Annotated in this window: 11 protein-coding genes; 7 read left to right on the forward strand and 4 right to left on the reverse strand. The window is 69.9% G+C overall.

Annotated elements, in window-relative coordinates; all coding sequences use genetic code 11:
* Nucleotide 1 precedes the first annotated feature (1 nt).
* Entirely contained in the window at nucleotides 2-1,963 is a 1,962-nt protein-coding gene (gene acs, locus N787_RS08655) for an acetate--CoA ligase (protein ID WP_034212718.1), read from the reverse strand.
* Nucleotides 1,964-2,178: 215 nt separating this feature from the next.
* Between acs and N787_RS08660 the strand changes: the two genes are divergently transcribed.
* From N787_RS08660 to N787_RS08675, 4 genes are all read left to right on the forward strand, one after another.
* Nucleotides 2,179-3,522 carry a DcaP family trimeric outer membrane transporter gene (locus tag N787_RS08660; protein WP_034212720.1) on the forward strand — a complete coding sequence of 448 codons (1,344 nt, stop codon included), beginning with the start codon at nucleotides 2,179-2,181 and terminating at the stop codon, nucleotides 3,520-3,522.
* A gap of 19 nt (nucleotides 3,523-3,541) precedes the next feature.
* Nucleotides 3,542-3,811, forward strand: a complete 270-nt coding sequence (locus N787_RS08665) for a DUF4212 domain-containing protein (RefSeq protein ID WP_034212722.1) — start codon at nucleotides 3,542-3,544, stop codon at nucleotides 3,809-3,811.
* Nucleotides 3,812-3,814: 3 nt separating this feature from the next.
* The gene (locus N787_RS08670; protein WP_034212724.1) at nucleotides 3,815-5,593 is read left to right on the forward strand and encodes a sodium:solute symporter family protein; all 1,779 of its coding nucleotides are present in this window, start codon (nucleotides 3,815-3,817) and stop codon (nucleotides 5,591-5,593) included.
* Between the two features lie 103 nt (nucleotides 5,594-5,696).
* Nucleotides 5,697-5,990, forward strand: a complete 294-nt coding sequence (locus N787_RS08675) for a hypothetical protein (protein WP_034212726.1) — start codon at nucleotides 5,697-5,699, stop codon at nucleotides 5,988-5,990.
* A 22-nt stretch (nucleotides 5,991-6,012) separates the two neighbouring features.
* On the opposite strand, the gene N787_RS08680 is transcribed toward N787_RS08675, so the two are convergent.
* The 3 genes from N787_RS08680 to N787_RS08690 form a co-directional block, all read right to left on the reverse strand.
* Nucleotides 6,013-7,563, reverse strand: a complete 1,551-nt coding sequence (locus N787_RS08680; RefSeq protein ID WP_034212821.1) for an SDR family NAD(P)-dependent oxidoreductase — start codon at nucleotides 7,561-7,563, stop codon at nucleotides 6,013-6,015.
* A 100-nt stretch (nucleotides 7,564-7,663) separates the two neighbouring features.
* Nucleotides 7,664-8,698 (reverse strand): hypothetical protein, encoded by a 1,035-nt coding sequence (locus N787_RS08685; protein WP_034212729.1) that lies wholly within the window; start codon nucleotides 8,696-8,698, stop codon nucleotides 7,664-7,666.
* A gap of 113 nt (nucleotides 8,699-8,811) precedes the next feature.
* On the reverse strand, nucleotides 8,812-12,231 hold the full coding sequence (locus tag N787_RS08690) for a mechanosensitive ion channel domain-containing protein (protein WP_052575310.1): 3,420 nt from the start codon (nucleotides 12,229-12,231) through the stop codon (nucleotides 8,812-8,814).
* Nucleotides 12,232-12,306: 75 nt separating this feature from the next.
* On the opposite strand from N787_RS08690, the gene mutM reads away from it, so the two are divergent.
* From mutM to N787_RS08705, 3 genes are all read left to right on the forward strand, one after another.
* Entirely contained in the window at nucleotides 12,307-13,119 is an 813-nt protein-coding gene (gene mutM / locus N787_RS08695) for a bifunctional DNA-formamidopyrimidine glycosylase/DNA-(apurinic or apyrimidinic site) lyase (RefSeq protein ID WP_034212730.1), read from the forward strand.
* A gap of 122 nt (nucleotides 13,120-13,241) precedes the next feature.
* Entirely contained in the window at nucleotides 13,242-13,805 is a 564-nt protein-coding gene (locus tag N787_RS08700) for an ECF-type sigma factor (protein ID WP_034212732.1), read from the forward strand.
* 13 nt (nucleotides 13,806-13,818) lie between these two features.
* The gene (locus tag N787_RS08705) at nucleotides 13,819-16,629 is read left to right on the forward strand and encodes a protein kinase domain-containing protein (protein ID WP_034212734.1); all 2,811 of its coding nucleotides are present in this window, start codon (nucleotides 13,819-13,821) and stop codon (nucleotides 16,627-16,629) included.
* Nucleotides 16,630-16,758: the final 129 nt, after the last annotated feature.

Below are 16,758 nucleotides of genomic sequence, written 5' to 3' on the forward strand. Positions count from 1 at the left end.
CTCAGCGCCCTTGCCGTTCGTTGACCAGGCTGTCGACCACGCCCGGGTCCGCCAGCGTGGAGGTGTCGCCCAGGCCGGCGCGGTCGACGCCGTCGGGACCGGCCTCGGCGATCTTGCGCAGGATTCGCCGCATGATCTTGCCGCTGCGCGTCTTCGGCAGCCCCGGCGCCCACTGCAGCCAGTCCGGCGCCGCGATCGGGCCGATATCCTTGCGCACGTGCGCCACCAGCTCCTTGCGCAGCGCCTCGGTGGGCTCGATGCCCGCCTTCAGCGTCACGTAGGCGTAGATGCCCTGCCCCTTGATGTCGTGCGGCGCGCCGACCACGGCCGCCTCGGCCACGGCCGGATGACCGACCAGCGCACTCTCCACCTCCGCCGTGCCCATGCGGTGGCCCGAGACGTTGATGACGTCGTCCACGCGCCCGGTGATCCAGTAATACCCGTCGGCATCGCGCCGGCAGCCATCGCCGGTGAAGTACGTGCCCGGGTAGGTCTTGAAGTAGGTGTCGATGAAGCGCTGGTGGTCGCCGTACACCGTGCGCATCTGCCCCGGCCAGGAATCGAGCAGCACCAGGTTGCCTTCGGTGGCGCCTTCGAGGCGCTTGCCCTCGGCATCCACCAGCGCCGGCTGCACGCCGAAGAAGGGCAGCGTGGCCGAGCCGGGCTTGGTGGCCACCGCACCTGGCAGCGGCGAAATAAGGATTCCGCCGGTTTCGGTCTGCCACCAGGTGTCCACGATCGGGCAGCGCTCGTCGCCCACCACGCGGTGGTACCACTCCCAGGCCTCGGGATTGATGGGCTCGCCGACGGTGCCGAGCAGGCGGATGGACTTCCGCGAACTGCGCTTCACCGGCGCGTCGCCCTCGCGCATCAGCGCACGGATCGCGGTAGGTGCCGTGTAGAAAATGGTGACCTGGTGCTTGTCCACCGCCTCCCAGAAGCGGCCGGTATCGGGATAGCTGGGCACGCCTTCGAACATCACCGTGGTGGCGCCGTTCGCCAGCGGCCCGTACACGACGTAGCTGTGGCCGGTCACCCAGCCCACGTCCGCCGTGCACCAGAACACGTCGTCGTCCTTGAGGTCGAACACGCACTCATGCGTGTAGCTCGCCCAGGTGAGGTAGCCGCCAGTGGTGTGCAGCACGCCCTTCGGCTTGCCGGTGCTGCCCGAGGTGTAAAGGATGAACAGCGGGTCCTCGGCGTCCATCGCGGGCGCGTCGTGGGTGGCCGGCTGCGACGACACCACCGCGTCGTACCAGCGGTCGCGCGGCATCTGCATCGGCACGCCGCCACCGGTGTGGCGCACCACCAGCACGGTCTCCACGGTATTCGTGCCCGGCTTGCGCAGCGCCTCGTCCACGTTCGCCTTCAGCGGAATGGCCTTGCCGCCGCGCAGGCCTTCGTCGGCGGTGATCACGAGCTTGCTGGCGCAGTCGGCGATGCGGTTGGCGATCGAATCGGGCGAGAAGCCGCCGAACACCACCGAGTGGATGGCGCCGATGCGCGCGCAGGCCAGCATGGCGACGGCGGCTTCGGGAATCATCGGCAGGTACAGCGTGACGCGGTCGCCCTTCACCACGCCCAGCGCGGTGAGCGCATTCGCCAGCCGACACACGTCGGCGTGCAGTTCGCGGTAGCTGATACGGCGCGACGGCGTCTTCGGGTCGTCGGCTTCCCAGATGATCGCGGTCTTGTCGCCGCGCTCGGCCAGGTGCCGGTCGAGGCAGTTCACGCTGACGTTGAGCTGGCCGTCGGCGTACCAGCGGATGTGGAAATCCTCCAGCGCGAAGCTGGTGTCCTTGGCGCGCGTGTAGGGCTTGCTCCACTGCAGGCGGCGACCAACCTGGCTCCAGAAGGCCTCGGGGTCACGCAGCGAGTCGGCGTAGAGGCGGTCGTAGTCGGCGCGCTTGAGCGCGGCGGCGGCCTCGAAGCCGGCGGGAACGGGATGGATGCGGTCGGACATGGGGGCTCCTGCGGCCGGCGGCCGCGCGCTGCGTGTCTAAGGTTACCCGCGTCGGGTACTTCCGGTCATTCTGGCGGCCCGTCCGTTCCGCCCAATTAGACCATCGTCTAAGTAAGCCTTTCCTCTTCGACCAATGGGTAATGGTCGCGCCCGCCAAGCGGTCACAGACTCGGCCCGCCATCGTGGCCAACGGTCCGAATTCCGGGAGGGGAAGGATGAACCGATCCAAGCAGACGAAACGATCTGCGCTCGCGCTTGCCATCTTGCTGGCGATCGCCGCGCCGACCCACGCCCTGGCGCAGGACGCCAGCCCGCAGACGCTAGAAGCCCGCATCGCCCAGCTCGAACAGATGGTGCAGGTGCTCAAGTCCGAACTGGACGCACAGAAGGCCGCCGACGCCGAAGCCGCCGCCAAGGTGGCCGCCGCGCCGCCCCCGGCCAACCCGATCCAGGCCACCACGGTGATGCCCGCCGCGGCCCCGGGCACGAAGTTCAGCTTCGGCGGCTTCGTGAAGCTCGACGCCATGTACACCGATACCGACGGCGGCGAGATTCCCGACGGCAGCACCGGCCGCCTGTTCTACGTGCCATCCACCATTCCGGTGGGCTCGCCCGGCAGCAGCGAAGATGCCGACCTCGACATGCACGCGCAGTTCTCGCGCCTGTGGTTCGGCGCCGACTCGGAGATCGCCGGCCAGAAGGTCAAGGCCTACCTCGAGATGGACCTGTTCGGCGGCGCGCTGGGCAACGAAATCTCCACCAATACCTACGGCGTCACCATCCGCCACGCTTACGTGAGCTGGGGCAACTGGCTGGCCGGCCAGACCTGGTCGAACTTCCAGGACGTGGCCGCGCTGCCGGATGCCGTGGATTTCGTCGGCCCGACGGAAGGCACGATCTTCGTCCGCGACGCACAGATCCGCTACACCAACGGACCGTGGTCGTTCTCGCTGGAGAATCCGGAGACCACGGTGGCGGCATTCGGCTCCGGGGCCCGCTTCAACAGCGACGACAACAACGTGCCCGACTTCACCGCCCGCTACCTGCACAAGGGCGACTGGGGCCACTTCACCGTCGCCGGCCTCGCCCGCCAGCTCAAGGTCGAAACCGCCCTGCTCGACGAGTCCGAAACCTCGTTCGCGATCAGCGTCTCGGGCAAGTGGAACCTGGGCGCCAAGGACGACATCCGCTACATGGTCAACGGCGGCAGCGGCCTGGGCCGCTACCTGGGCTTCGGCCTCGGCCCGGACGCGATGCAGGCGGCCGACGGCTCGCTCGAGGCGCTCGACGGCACTGCCGGCTTCGTGGCCTGGCGCCACGTGTTCAGCCCGAAGTGGCGCTCGAACGTCTTCTACTCGATGGCCCGGTTCGACAACGACACCGCCCTCACCGGGCTCGGCGTCACCGAGTCGGCGCAGTCCGTCCACGCGAACCTGATCTACAGCCCGTTCCCGAAGCTCGACGTGGGCGCCGAGCTGATCTTCGGCGAACGCGAGATCGAAAGCGGCGCGAAGGGCGAGTTGAACCGCCTGCACATGCACGTCAAGTACAACTTCTGAGCGCGCCGGGAGGCCGAGAATGAACGCACCTGTCACCGAAGAGCGGCGCAAGGAATACTGGCGCCGCACCCTCCGGATCACGGCGATCCTGCTGTCGATCTGGTTCGTCGTCACCTACGTGGTCATCTGGTTCGCGGTCCCGCTGAACCAGTTCACCTTCCTCGGCTTCCCGTTCGCCTTCTACATGGGCGCGCAGGGATCGCTGATCGTCTATGTCGTGCTGATCGTCTTCTATGCCTGGTACATGAACCGGCTGGACAACGAATTCGGCGTTTCCGAGGAGGGCTGACCGATGGCTTCCAACAGTGGATTCATCAACAACCTGCCGAAGATCTACGGCATGTACACCGGCGGCTTCGTCTTCTTCGTGGTCGCGCTGGCGATCGCGGAGCAGATGGGCCTGCCCAACGTCTGGATCGGCTACGTGTTCATGGCCGCCACCATCGGCCTGTACGCGATGATCGGCATCATGAGCCGCACCGCCGAGACCGACGAGTACTACGTCGCCGGCCGTAGCGTGCCCGCGCTCTACAACGGCATGGCCACCGGCGCCGACTGGATGTCGGCGGCCAGCTTCATCGGCATGGCCGGCACGCTGTATGCGCAGGGCTACGACGGCCTGGCCTTCGTGATGGGCTGGACCGGCGGCTACGTGCTGGTGGCGCTGTTCCTGGCGCCCTACCTGCGCAAGTTCGGCCAGTACACCATCCCGGACTTCCTGGGCGCTCGCTACGGCGGCAACCTGCCGCGCACGATCGGCATCATCTGCGCCATCACGGCCAGCTTCACCTACGTGATCGCCCAGATCTACGGCGCCGGCATCATCACCAGCCGCTTCCTCGGCATCGACCTCGCGACCGGCGTGTGGGTCGGCCTGATCGGCGTGCTGGTGTGCTCGCTGCTGGGCGGCATGCGCGCGGTCACGTGGACCCAGGTGGCCCAGTACATCATCCTGATCATCGCCTACCTGGTGCCCGTGGTCTGGCTGTCGATCAAGGTGACGGGCAACCCGGTGCCGCAGCTGGCCTACGGCGAGGTGCTGCAGCAGATCGGCCAGCTCGAGCAGCAGCTCGGCGTCACCGCGGGGCACGCCACGCCGTTCGTGAAGAACGACATGGTGAACTTCCTGGCGCTGACCTTCTGCCTGATGGTGGGCACCGCGGCGCTGCCGCACATCCTGATGCGCTTCTTCACCACGCCCAGCGTCAAGGAAGCCCGCAAGTCGGTGGGCTGGTCGCTGTTCTTCATCTTCCTGCTCTACTTCACGGCGCCGGCGTACGCGGCGTTCGCGAAGCTCGAGGTCTATTCGAACGTCATCGGGCAGTCGATCGCCACGCTGCCGGGCTGGGTGGCGTCGTGGACGCAGGTGGGGCTGGTGTCGGTCTGCGACGCGGTCGATGCGATGACCACGATCAAGGGCTGCGCGGTGAACGGCAACGGCGACGGCATCCTGCAGCTGGCGGAGCTGGTGCTCAACGCCGACGCGATCGTGCTGGCCACGCCGGAAATCGCCGGCCTGCCCTACGTCATCGCCGGCCTGGTGGCCGCGGGTGGCCTGGCGGCGGCGCTGTCGACGGCCGACGGCCTGCTGCTGACGATCTCGAACGCGCTCTCGCACGACGTGTACTACAAGATGGTGAACCCGAACGCCTCGGCCAAGAAGCGGCTGACCATCGCCCGCATCCTGCTGCTGGGCGTGGCGGCGATCGCGGCCTTCGCGGCCTCGAACGCACCGGCCACCATCCTGTCCATCGTCGCTTGGGCCTTCTCGATCGCGGCCGCGGCCTTCTTCCCTGCCCTGGTGCTGGGCATTTTCTGGAAGCGGGCGAACAAGGCGGGCGCGGTGGCGGGCATGCTGGTCGGCTTCGGCCTCACGCTCTACTACCTGATCAACGTGAAGTTCCTCGGCATGACGCCCTGGTTCGGCATCAAGGACGTCTCGGCCGGCATCTTCGGCATCCCGCTGGGCTTCATCACCATCTGGGCCGTGAGCCTGATGACCAAGGAGCCGTCGCAGGAGGTCAAGGACATGGTCGAAGACCTGCGCTACCCGAGGCTTGCCAAGGGTTGATCCAGACCGCCGCGGCCTTCCTCCCCGTTGGTCGCGGCGTCCCCGGCGCCGGTGCCCCCAGGCACCGGCGCTTTTTCTTGGCGACAGGACATAGAATCAGGCCATGCTGACCTTCTACACGCTGCTGCAATACCTGCTGGCCGTGCTGATGTGGACCCTGATCGGGCGCGGCATCCTGCGGCTGATGATCCCGGGCGATCCGATGAAGAACCCGGTGTACAAACTCTTCAGCTGGGCCCTGTGGCCGGTGCTGGCGCCGCTGCGCGCCACCCTGGGCCGCGTGGTGCCGGAATCGCACCTGGGCTGGTACGCCTTCGTGCTGCTGCTGGCCCTGCGCTTCGGGCTGTACTTCCTGTTCTATGGCCAGGGCTGGCTGGTGTTGCCGGTGGCCGCTTAGCTCCGGCCGGGGGCGAAAAGCTTTACCAATCAGTAGGCCGGTAGTCCTTCAGGAACTGGCCCCACACGTGCGTGCCGGTGTTGAAGCCATCGATGATCGGATCGACGATGCGGGCGGCGCCATCCACGATGTCCAGCGGCGGATGGAAGCGCTCCTCGCGTGTCTTGCGCTCGGCTATCTCCAGCGGATCCTCGTCGGTGACCCAGCCGGTGTCGACGGCGTTCATGTGAATGCCGTCGCCGTGGTAATCCGCGGCGGAGGTGCGCGTCATCATGTTCAGCGCGGCCTTGGCCATGTTGGTGTGCGGATGCCGCGTGGTCTTGAAGTTGCGGTAGAACTGCCCCTCCATCGCCGAGACGTTGACGATGTGCTTGTCGCGCTCGGGCGTGCGCAGCATCAGCGGCTTCAGGCGAGCGTTGATCAGGAAGGGCGCGATCGCATTCACCAGCTGCACTTCCAGCAGCTCCACCGACGGCACTTCGTGCATCTGCAGGCGCCAGGAGTTGCGGCCGCGCAGGTCCACCTGCTGCAGGTCGGCGTCGAGGCGGCCTTCGGGGAACAGGTGCTGCTGGCCCAGCAGCTCCTCGGCCAGCAGCGGCACCTGCGAGAGCTCGGCGGCGCGGACCAGGCCCGGGGCCGCGGCGGCGTCGTGCACCAGCGCGTTGCCGTCGGGCACGATGTCGTAGCCGCGCAGGCCTTCGTAGCTGCCCAGCAGCTTGCGCACGTGCTCGGGCATGTCGGAATGCGCGGCGGTTTCACCGGCGATCATGTGGGCGTAGAAGGCCGGCGGGCGGCGCACCGTCTGGCAGGCGTTGTTGATGATGAAGTCGAGCCGGTCGCGCGTGGCCAGCAGCGTCTGGCAGAAAGCCTCGACGCTGGGCGTGTGGCGCAGGTCCAGGCCGAAGACCTCGAGCCGGTGGCCCCACTCAGCGAAGTCGGGTTCTTCCGCGTAGCGCGCCGCCGAGTCGCGCGGGAAGCGCGTGGTGACGATCAGCGAGGCGCCGGCGCGCAGCAGCTTCAGGCCGGCCTGGTAGCCGATCTTGACGCGGCCGCCGGTGAGCAGCGCGACGCGGCCGGTGAGGTCGGCGGTCTCGGTGCGCTTGTGGAAATTGAAGTCGGCGCAGGCCGGGCACATCTGGTCGTAGAAGTGGTGGATGCGCGTGTACTTTTCCTTGCACACGTAGCAGTGCTGCGGCTCGATGGTCTCGCGCGCGACGGTGTCGGTGATGTCGTCCACCGGCTTCTGCGACGGCGGGAAGTAGTTCGGCGTGGTGAACACCGGCTTGCTGCGCAACTCGCGGATGCCGGTGGCATTGAGCACAGCGTCGTCGTGGGCGTTCTTCTCGCGCACCTGGGCGCGCTTCTTCTCGCGGCGGGCCTTGCGGTGGTCGATCGGGTCCGGGTTGTGGAAGCGGTGCACGGCCGCCTTCAGGCGCTTCTGCTCCGGCATCGGCAGCGCCTCGAGCACGTCGCGGTTCGCGGCCACCGCCTCCAGCAGGTCGGCCGCGGCGCGCAGGCGCTCGATCAGGTCATCGCCGGCGAGGGCCGGCGGCAGGGGCGTTTCTTGGTTCATGGCCACGCACATCAAAAAGGGCCGGCATTGTCCCCCAAAACAGGGGCTAGGGTATTCATCCGTTTCAAGCGGGTGATGGCCTTGCCGGTGTTTCCCTGGCTCAGAACTGGCCGCGCTCCGGAGGCTGCTCCCAGGTCGCCGGATCCGGGCCCCAGCGGCCCTCGGCCTGGCCCAGGAAGTGCCGCACGAACTCGCCGAGATCCAGGCCCAGCTGGTCGTGCGCCGCGGCGGCGCCGGCGTCGGCCAGGTTGGCGGCCAGCGCGAACCTCTTGAAGCCGGCCCAGTCGCTGCTCAGCCCGTTCACGATCAGGCGGCCGAGGTCGTAGGCCAGCTCGCTGCCCTCATCCGGCCGCAAGTAGGCGGCGCCGGACCAGAACCACTGGATGGTTTCAGGCGTCCAGAACTTGCGATGCCTGGCCTCCAGGTGCTGCACGGACCAGGCGTCGGCGCCCAGCCGCGTCAGCCGCTGCTCCGCGTTGACGGCCATGCCCTCGTTGAGCCAGGCGGGGATCGGCAGGTGCGCCAGCTGGCTGTGCGTCATCTCGTGGGCGATGGTGGGCTCGAACAGCGAGAGGTCTTCGCCGTGCACCACGAAATGGCCACAGCCGGCGTTGATGAACATGCCCGAGCTCATGGCGAACTCGCCATCTTCCGGATAGAAGTACGAGATGTAGCGGTAGTAGTCGTCGATGCTTTCGAACAGCACCAGGATTTCCTTGCCCAGGTCGGCCGGCGCCGCAAGCTCCTCCAGCATCGCCTGCACGCGGCGCTCGGTGCGGCCGAGGAACTGCAGCGTGGCCTCCGCCGTCACCGGATCGTGCGCGGCGAGCAGGAAGGCCCGGTCGGACTCCAGCAGGCGGTAGGCCCCACCCAGCGCATCGCGCAGCTGCAGCAGCCAGGCCCGCTCGCACTGCAGCCAGGCGTCGGCGCGATCGGCCTCGGGCAATTCCTGAAGCCAAGCGGCAGCGCGATCCCAGTCCGGATAAGGCAGGCCTTCGTGCCAATCGACACTTTCCAGCAGGTCCAGCGACTGGCCGCCGGCACGAACCACCGGATCGGCGACGGCCTGCAGCGCCGATGCGGCCTCAGACTGGACGGGGGCGCTACCGAAGACACGTCGCAACAGATCCAGCAAGGCATCAACTCCAATCCGGGCGCCTGAGCATCGCAAGAAAAGTGGCCCGAGTGAACAGCTGTTCCGAACGAACAACCACTCCGACCCCTCGCTCCTCGCCGGGTGCCGTCGCCTCAGGGCGACGGCGCGCCGCGCGGGTCCTGCGGGCCGCCGCCGGGCGCGCGGCCGGCCCGCGGCTCGATGTCGCGCGGGGCCGGGAGGTCGCGGACGTGGATGTCCATCTGCGGGTAGGCGAATTCGATGTCGTGCTCGGCGAAGAGTTCGATCAGGCGCATGTTGATCTCGTTGCGCACGGCCAGGCGGTCGGTCATCGCGCCCACGAACACGCGCAGCTCGAAGTCGAGCGTGCTGGCGCCGAACTCCAGCAGCCAGCTGCGCGGCGGCCAGTCCTGCAGCACGCGCGCGTTCTCGTTCGCGGCCTGCAGCAGCAGCTTGTGCACCAGGGCCGGGTCGGTGCCGTAGTCCACGCCCACCTTGATGGTGATGCGGGTGGTCTCGTCGCTCAGCGTCCAGTTCACCAGCTGGCCGGTGATGAAGGCCTTGTTCGGGACCACGATCTCCTTGTTGTCGAAGTCCAGGATCGTGGTGGCGCGGGTGCGGATGCGGGTCACGGTGCCGTCTAGGTTGTTGACCGTGATCACGTCGCCCACCCGGAACGGCCGCTCGAACAGCAGGATCAGGCCCGACACGAAGTTGGCGAAGATCTCCTGCAGGCCGAAGCCCAGGCCGACCGTCAGCGCCGCCGCCATCCACTGCAGCTGGCCCCAGTGCAGCCCCAGCGAGCCCAGGCCCAGCACCACACCCACCAGCACGATGGCGTAGCGCGCCACGCTGGTGATGGCGTAGCGCGAGGCCGCATCGATGTTGGCGCGCGAGCGCAGGCCGATCTCGAGCAGGCCCGGCAGGTTGCGCGCCGCCACGAAGGTCAGCGCCAGCGCCAGCAGGCCCAGCAGCGCCGCCATCAGCGTCACCGCCACCTGCACCGAGCTGCCGTCCTCGGCGGTATCGCTGACGTGCCAGAGCGCGATCTCGTCGAAGCGCGCGAACGCCGGCAGCACGTCGGCCCAGACCCAGGCCAGGCCCACCACCAGCAGCGTGAGCTTGAACGCACGCAGCAGGCGCCGGCTCTGCGCGTTGACCGTTTCCAGCGTGATCTCCTGCTCCAGCTCGGCCGGCACCGCCTCGCCGCCATCCTCGGGCTCGGCGGGGCCTTCGGCCGCGGCCTGCGCCGCGGCCTCGCGCTTCTGGTCCTGGCGATGCAGCGCGAGGCGCCGCTCGCCGAGCAGGAACCAGCGCGCCAGCAGCCCGTGCAGCACCGCCACCGCCGTCACCATGCCCACGCTGGCGAACTGCGCGTCGAGCAGGATCGCCGAGGAATACACGTAGCCATCCAGCGCCAGCAGCGCCATCGCCACCAGGCCGGCCGGCACCAGCGCGCGAAGGACGCGCCGGGTCCCCGAGGGCTCCGGGTCGTGGCCGCGGGTGTGCCACAGCCGCGCCGGCTGCAGCAGGTCCCACAGCACCCAGGCCGAGAACAGGCTGGCGAGGACGATCGCGATCCGCCCCGGCACCGAGATCGCCAGCTCCTGGTTGCGGATGAAGGACAACGCCACCACGAAATACAGCGGCAGCAGCACCAGCATTGCCTTCGGCAGCCAGCGCGCCAGCGCCTCGCGGCGGGTCTTGGTCCAGCGGAAGTGCGCGTGCGCCAGCCCGCGCTCGCGCACCATCCAGGCCAGGAAGGCGAGCGTGAACGCCGGCAGCGCCAGCGCCTGCAGCGCCAGGCCGAGCGAATCACTGTACTTGCCGCTGTCGCCCACGCCCTGCAGCAATTTTCCGGACGCGAACAGTGCGACCGCACCGGGCAGCGCGCCGGCCAGCGTCCAGCCCAGCGCCTCGAAGGTGCGGCGATAGCGATCCGCGCGGATCTGGCGCACCGCCTGCGCCATCGCTTCGAGCTTTTCAGGTGCGCGATGGCGCAGCACGAACAAACCCGCCACCAGCAGCAGCGCCGCGAGGTACACCAAGGGCCGCTCGATGAAGTCGCGCTGCACGAGCATCGCGGTGGTGGTGAAGCGCGACGGCTTCACCAGGTCCTGGGCGCCGGCCGGCACCGTGGCCAGCCAGTCGCCGCCCACCGGCGGATGGCTGCGGATCCACAGCAGGTGGCGGTCGAGCGTGGTGCGCAGCGCGACGTTGGCGTCGAGCCGGGACTGCAGGCTGCGCTCGGACTGCTCGAGCGCGGCGACCTGGCGCCAGATCAGCGGCTCGAGCCGGCTGGCCAGGTCGCGACGCTGTTCGAGCAGCGCGGGCAGCGGGTCCTCCGTGGCCTCGGTGGCCTGCGGCGCGTCTTCCTCGCTGCCGGGCGCCTGGCGCCGCAGCGTGCGCACCGCGTCGGGCAGGTCGGCCAGCTCGCGCTGCAGTTCGCCCAGCGTGATCAGGCGCAGGCGCAGCTGGCCCAGGGACTCGCGGATCTCGTCGAGGCGATCGTTGAGGCGCGCCTCGGGTTCGAGCCGGCGCAGTTCGGCCCACAGCCAGGTGCCGACCTGCTCGCTCTGGCCACCGAGCTCCAGGCGCGTGCGGGCGTCCTGCAGGCCCGCGAGGTCGCGGGCCAGCGCTTCTTCCTCGCCGACCAGCTGGCTGCGCTGCCGGGCGAGGGATTCGTTGGTTTCCACCAGCTCCTCGCCGAGCGCGCGGTTGACGCGGGCGGCCTCGGCGACGGCGGGATCCTCCGTGGCCAGCGTCTCGGCCTGCGCGGTCAACTGCTCCGCCAAACCGGCGAGCTCTTCGCGGCCCAGCTCCGCGATGCGCCGCTGCAGCACCGCCATGCGCGGCTCGCGCACGGCGAGGCGATGGCGCAGCGCGCGCAGCTCCAGCTCCTGCAGCCGCTGGCGGGTGGCGGCCAGGTCCTGCTGGGCCTGGCGCAGCGCGAGGTCGGCGGCGAGCTTGCGACGCTCGGCCTCGTTGCGCAGCGCACGGGCGCGCACCAGCGGGTCGGGCTCGCCTTCGGCCGGGGCGGCCGGCTGCGCCAGCTCGTCCAGGCGCGCCTGGATCGCGGCCATGTCCTGGGCGCTGCGCGCCGGCTGGGCGAAGCTGGCGGCCATCTCGGTGGCCAGGGTTTCGATCTGGCTGCGCAGCTGCTCGGCCGCGAGGCGCTCCTGTTCCAGCGCGATTTCCAGCGTCTCGACGTCGGCGCGCGCGGGCAGGCGCGCCTGCCATTCGCGCAGCGAGCGCTGCCGGTCGACCTCGAGCTGCGCCGTCAGTTCGCGGCTGCGGGCGGGGGCGTTGGCGGCTTCGGTGCGCAGCGCGGCGAGGCGCTCGGCCAGCTCCGCGGCTTCGCGGTCGGCCTCGGCGGCGGCGTCGAGGGCGTCGTTGGTGGCCTTGGCCTGCGGGTCGGCCAGGGTCTCGGCGGCCGTGCGCAGCAGGTCGGTGGGACTGGAAGGCGCGGCCACCGCGGCCCCCGGCAGCGCCAGGACCAGCAGCAGGAAGGGCGCCAGCAGGCGGGACGAGGCGGGGCGGGGGTGGGGGCGCATCGGCCTAGGCTAGCCCTGCCCTCCTGAACCGGCAATTCGCGCGGGCCTCGCCCGGCCGCGAACTACAATGCCGGCATGCCCGAACTGCCCGAAGTCGAGACCACCCGCCGCGGCCTGGCCCCGCACGTGGAAGGCCGCCGCATCACCGGCGTGGTGCTGCGCCGCCCCGACCTGCGCTGGCCGATCCCGCCCGAGGTGGCGCGCGAGCTGCCGGGGCAATCGGTGCTGTCCGTGCGCCGCCGTGCGAAGTACCTGCTGCTCGATACCGCGCCTGGCAGCGCCGTGCTGCACCTGGGCATGTCCGGGATGCTGCGCGTCTTGCCCGCGCGCACCCCGGTCGAAACCCATGACCACGTGGACCTCGCGCTCGATTCGGGACGGGTGCTTCGCTTCACCGACCCGCGCCGCTTCGGCTGCCTGCTCTGGCAGCCAGCCGGCGAGACCCACGAGCTGCTGGCCCACCTCGGCCCCGAGCCGCTATCTGAAGATTTCGACGGCGACTACCTGTTCGAACGCAGCCGCGGCCGCAAGGCGCCGGTGAAGGCCTTCCTGATGGACCAGGCGATCGTGGTCGGCGTGGGCAACATCTACGCCGCCGAGAGCCTGTTCCAGGCCGGCATCGCCCCGGGCCGTGCGGCCGGCAGCGTGAGCCGGGAGCGCTATGCGCGGCTGGCGGCGGCCGTGAAGACCATCCTCGCCCACGCCATCACCCGGGGCGGCACCACCCTGCGGGATTTCCTGAGCCCGGACGGGGCGCCGGGGTATTTCGAGCAGGAGCTGTTCGTGTACGGGCGGGAAGGCGAGCCCTGCAAGGCCTGCGGGCGGCCGATCAAGGACGGGCGGATGGGGAATCGGGCGACGGCCTGGTGTTCCCGGTGCCAGCGGTGAAAGGCTTCGGGACTGAAGTCCCTCCTACAGGGCACCTGTAGGAGGGACTTCAGTCCCGAACGCCGGACGCCCCGGCTTCCGCTATAGTCTCCCCAGCCCGCGCAGACGGGACCCGGGGAACCATGAACGAAACGGCTGACATCACCCAGTGGCTCAGTGCCGCGCGCGGCGGCGACAAGTCGGCGCTCGACCGGGTGCTGGCCACGCTCTACCGCGAGCTGCACGGCATGGCCCGGCGCCAGCTGGGCGGCCAGCAGCACGGCCACACGCTCGACACCACGGCCCTGGTGCACGAGGCCTACCTCAAGCTGGCCGGCCGCGCCGAAGCCGAGTTCGAGGACCGCGCCCACTTCTTCGCCTATGCCGCCAGCGCCATGCGCAGCGTCGTGGTGGACTACGCCCGCCAGCGCATGGCCGTGAAGCGCGGCGGCGACCTGCACCGCGTCACCGACCTGCCCGAGGACGCCGGCGGCGGCATGCGCCTGGACGAGGACATGCTCGGCCTCGACGTCGCGCTGAACAAACTGCACGACCTCGACCCGCGCCTGGCCCAGGTGGTCGAGATGCGCTACTTCGCCGGCCTGTCCGAGACCGAGATCGCCGGCCTGCTCAAGCGCTCGGAACGAAGCGTGCGCCGCGACTGGCAGAAGGCGCGCATGTTCCTGCTGGCCGCCTTGCAGGGCTGAGTCCGGGCGACCCGTGGACACCGAGCGCTGGACCACGCTGTCGGCGCTGCTGGACGAGCTGCTGGAGCTCGAACCGCCGGTCCGCGAACGCCGCCTGGCCGAAATCACCCGCGCCGACCCCTGCCTGGGCACGGAACTGCAGCGTCTGATGGCGCTCGAGGACGAGCGGCCCGATTTCCTGGCGCAGTCGGTGGTGGATGCGGCGGTGTTCTCGCCGCAGCCCGGGCAGAAGATCGGCCCGTACAAGCTCGAGCGGCCGCTGGGCGAAGGCGGCATGGGCCAGGTGTGGCTGGCGCTGCGCGCGGACGGCCTTTACGACCGCCGCGTGGCGCTGAAGCTGCTGCGCCCCGGCCTCGGCGATGCCGGCCTGCGCACGCGCTTCACCCGCGAGCGGCAGATCCTGGCGCGGCTGGGCCACGCCCACATCGCCCGCCTGCTCGATGCGGGCGTGAGCAGCGACGGCCAGCCCTACCTCGCGCTGGACTACGTGCAGGGCGAGCCGATCACGGACTACGCGCGCAAGCTGTCGCTGCCGAAGGAAGCGCGACTGAAGCTGTTCCTGCAGGTGTGCGCGGCGGTGAGCCATGCGCACGCCAATCTCGTCGTGCACCGCGACCTCAAGCCTTCCAACATCCTGGTGACGCCGGCCGGCGAGGTCTGCCTGCTCGACTTCGGCATCGCCAAGCTGCTCGATGAATCCGCCAACGGCGACACCGAGATCACCGGCACCGGCACCCGCGCCTTCACCCTGCACTACGCCGCGCCCGAGCAGCTGCGCAACGGCGTGATCACCACCATGACCGACGTGTACTCGCTCGGCGTGGTGCTTTACGAAATGCTGGTGGGCCGCAAGCCCTACGATCCCGCGCGCGCATCCGACGCTGCGTTCGAGGAGGCCATCCTCACCGGCGACGCGGTGCGCCCCTCCGCCGCGGCGCTGAAGCTGGCGCGCGAGGCGGGTGCCGCGGCCCCGCGGCGCATCGCGGGCGAACTGTCTGGTGACCTCGACAACATCCTGCTGAAGGCGCTGGCGAAGGCGCCCGAAGACCGCTACGTGTCGGTGGAAGCGCTGGCGCAGGACCTGCGCCGCCACCTCGACGGCGAACCGGTGCTGGCGCGGCCGCAGAGCCTGGGCTACCGCACCGCGAAGTTCATCGGCCGCAATTCGGTGGCGCTGGTGGCGGGCTTCTTCGTGAGCGGGCTGCTGCTGGCGGCACTGGTCTTCGTGTCCTGGCAGGCGCGACGCGCGATCGTCGAGGCCGAGCGTGCGCAGGCGATGCAGGACTTCGTGGTAGCGCTGTTCGAGAACACCGACCAGGCCGGCGACGGCGAGGGCCTCGACGTGCGCACCCTGCTCGACGCCGGCGTGCGCCGCGCCGACACCGAACTGCTGGGCCAGCCGCAGGCGCGCGCCGAGCTGCTGGGCCTGGTGGTGCGGCTGCGGCAAGGCCTGGGCGACGACCGCCAGGCGCTGGAGCTGCTGGACCGGCAATCGCAGGTGCTCGGCAGCCTGGCCGGCGAAGCGCCGGCGCGCCTGGGCATCGAGGCCGCCGCGATGCGCGGCCGCAGCCTGCGCGCGCTGGGCCAGCCCGAAGTGTGCGTGCGCGCGCTGCTGCCGTGGTTGCCCGTGAGCCAGCAGCAGTCGGCGCGGCAACCCCGCGAAGTGTCGGAGTTCCTGTCGCAGCTGGGCCGCTGCCATCGGCGCCTCGGCGGCCGGGACGTCGCGCGCGACCTGTTCGGGCAGGCGCTGGCACTGCGCGAAGGGCCGGATTCGAAAGCGCTGCAGGCTGAAAGCCAGGCCGACCTGGCCGGCCTGCTGGCCGACGAAGGCCGCCACGCGGAAGCGATCCTGGCGATGCGCGCCGCGCTGTCGCTGCTGCGCGAGAGCGGCGGCGACCGCAATGCGCTGGGCGTGGAGATCTGGCGCGAACTGGGCAACCTGCACCTGGTGATCGGCGACCGCGTCGAAAGCGAATCGTCCTACCGCCAGGCGATGGAGATCGCGCTCACGCGCTTCGGCCCCGGGCACCCCGCCAGCACCGGCGTGCAGCGTCCGCTGGGCGCGCTGCTGGTGCAGAACGGCAAGCTCGAGGAAGCCGAGCGCCTGCTGCGCACCGCGCACGAGCGCTTGCTGGCGCGCTTCGGCCCCGAGCATCCGGAAGTGGCGGCGTCCTGGCAGCAGCTCGGCCGGCTGTCGTGGGAGCAGGGCCGGCTGGCGCAGGCGCAGGACGCGTTCCAGCGCAGCCTGCAGCTGGTGCGTCGGGGCAACGACCTCGGCCCGCGTTCGTCGGTGCTGTGCGATTTGGCCCAGGTGCGCCTGGCCCTGGGCCAGGCCGACGGCGCCGAACTGCTGGCGCTGGAATGCCAGCAGCTGGCCCTAGCCGACAGCCCGCTGCAGGCCGCGCGCGCCGACCTGCTGCTGGCGCGGGTGGCGATGGGCCGCATGAATTCGGAAGCCGCGCTGTCGCTGCTGGCTTCGGCCGAACAGCGCCTGCTGGCGGCGGGCATCGCTGCCGGCAGCGATGAGCATCTGCCCGTGGCCCTCGCGCGCACCCAGGTGCTGATCGACGTCGGCAACGTTCCCGGGGCCGATGCGGCGCTTGTTTCGCTACGCAACCTGCCCCGCGCCCGCCCCACCCCGACCGACGCCTGGGACTGGCGCATCGGCGCCCTGCAGGCGCGTCTGTTCTGCCGGCAAGGCCGAAGCGGCGATGGCCGTGAGCTGCGGCAGCAGATGCTCGCCGAAGCCAGCCTTGGCCAGCCGGAGCGGCAACGTCTTGCGGATGAAATCGCGGAGCTGGCCGCCGGCTGCGGCCGCGGCTGAACCCAAAAAAGGGGTCAGAGTAAATTTCTGTTTGAAACGGCCGTACTCGCAGCGGACACGAGGCGATTCGCTTCCTCTTTTTCAACCCGATCCCATCCAGACTGGCGTAACCCTTCCAAGGAGTCATGC

The sequence above is a fragment of the Arenimonas metalli CF5-1 genome, assembly GCF_000747155.1.
In the GTDB taxonomy this organism is placed as follows: Bacteria; Pseudomonadota; Gammaproteobacteria; order Xanthomonadales; family Xanthomonadaceae; genus Arenimonas; species Arenimonas metalli.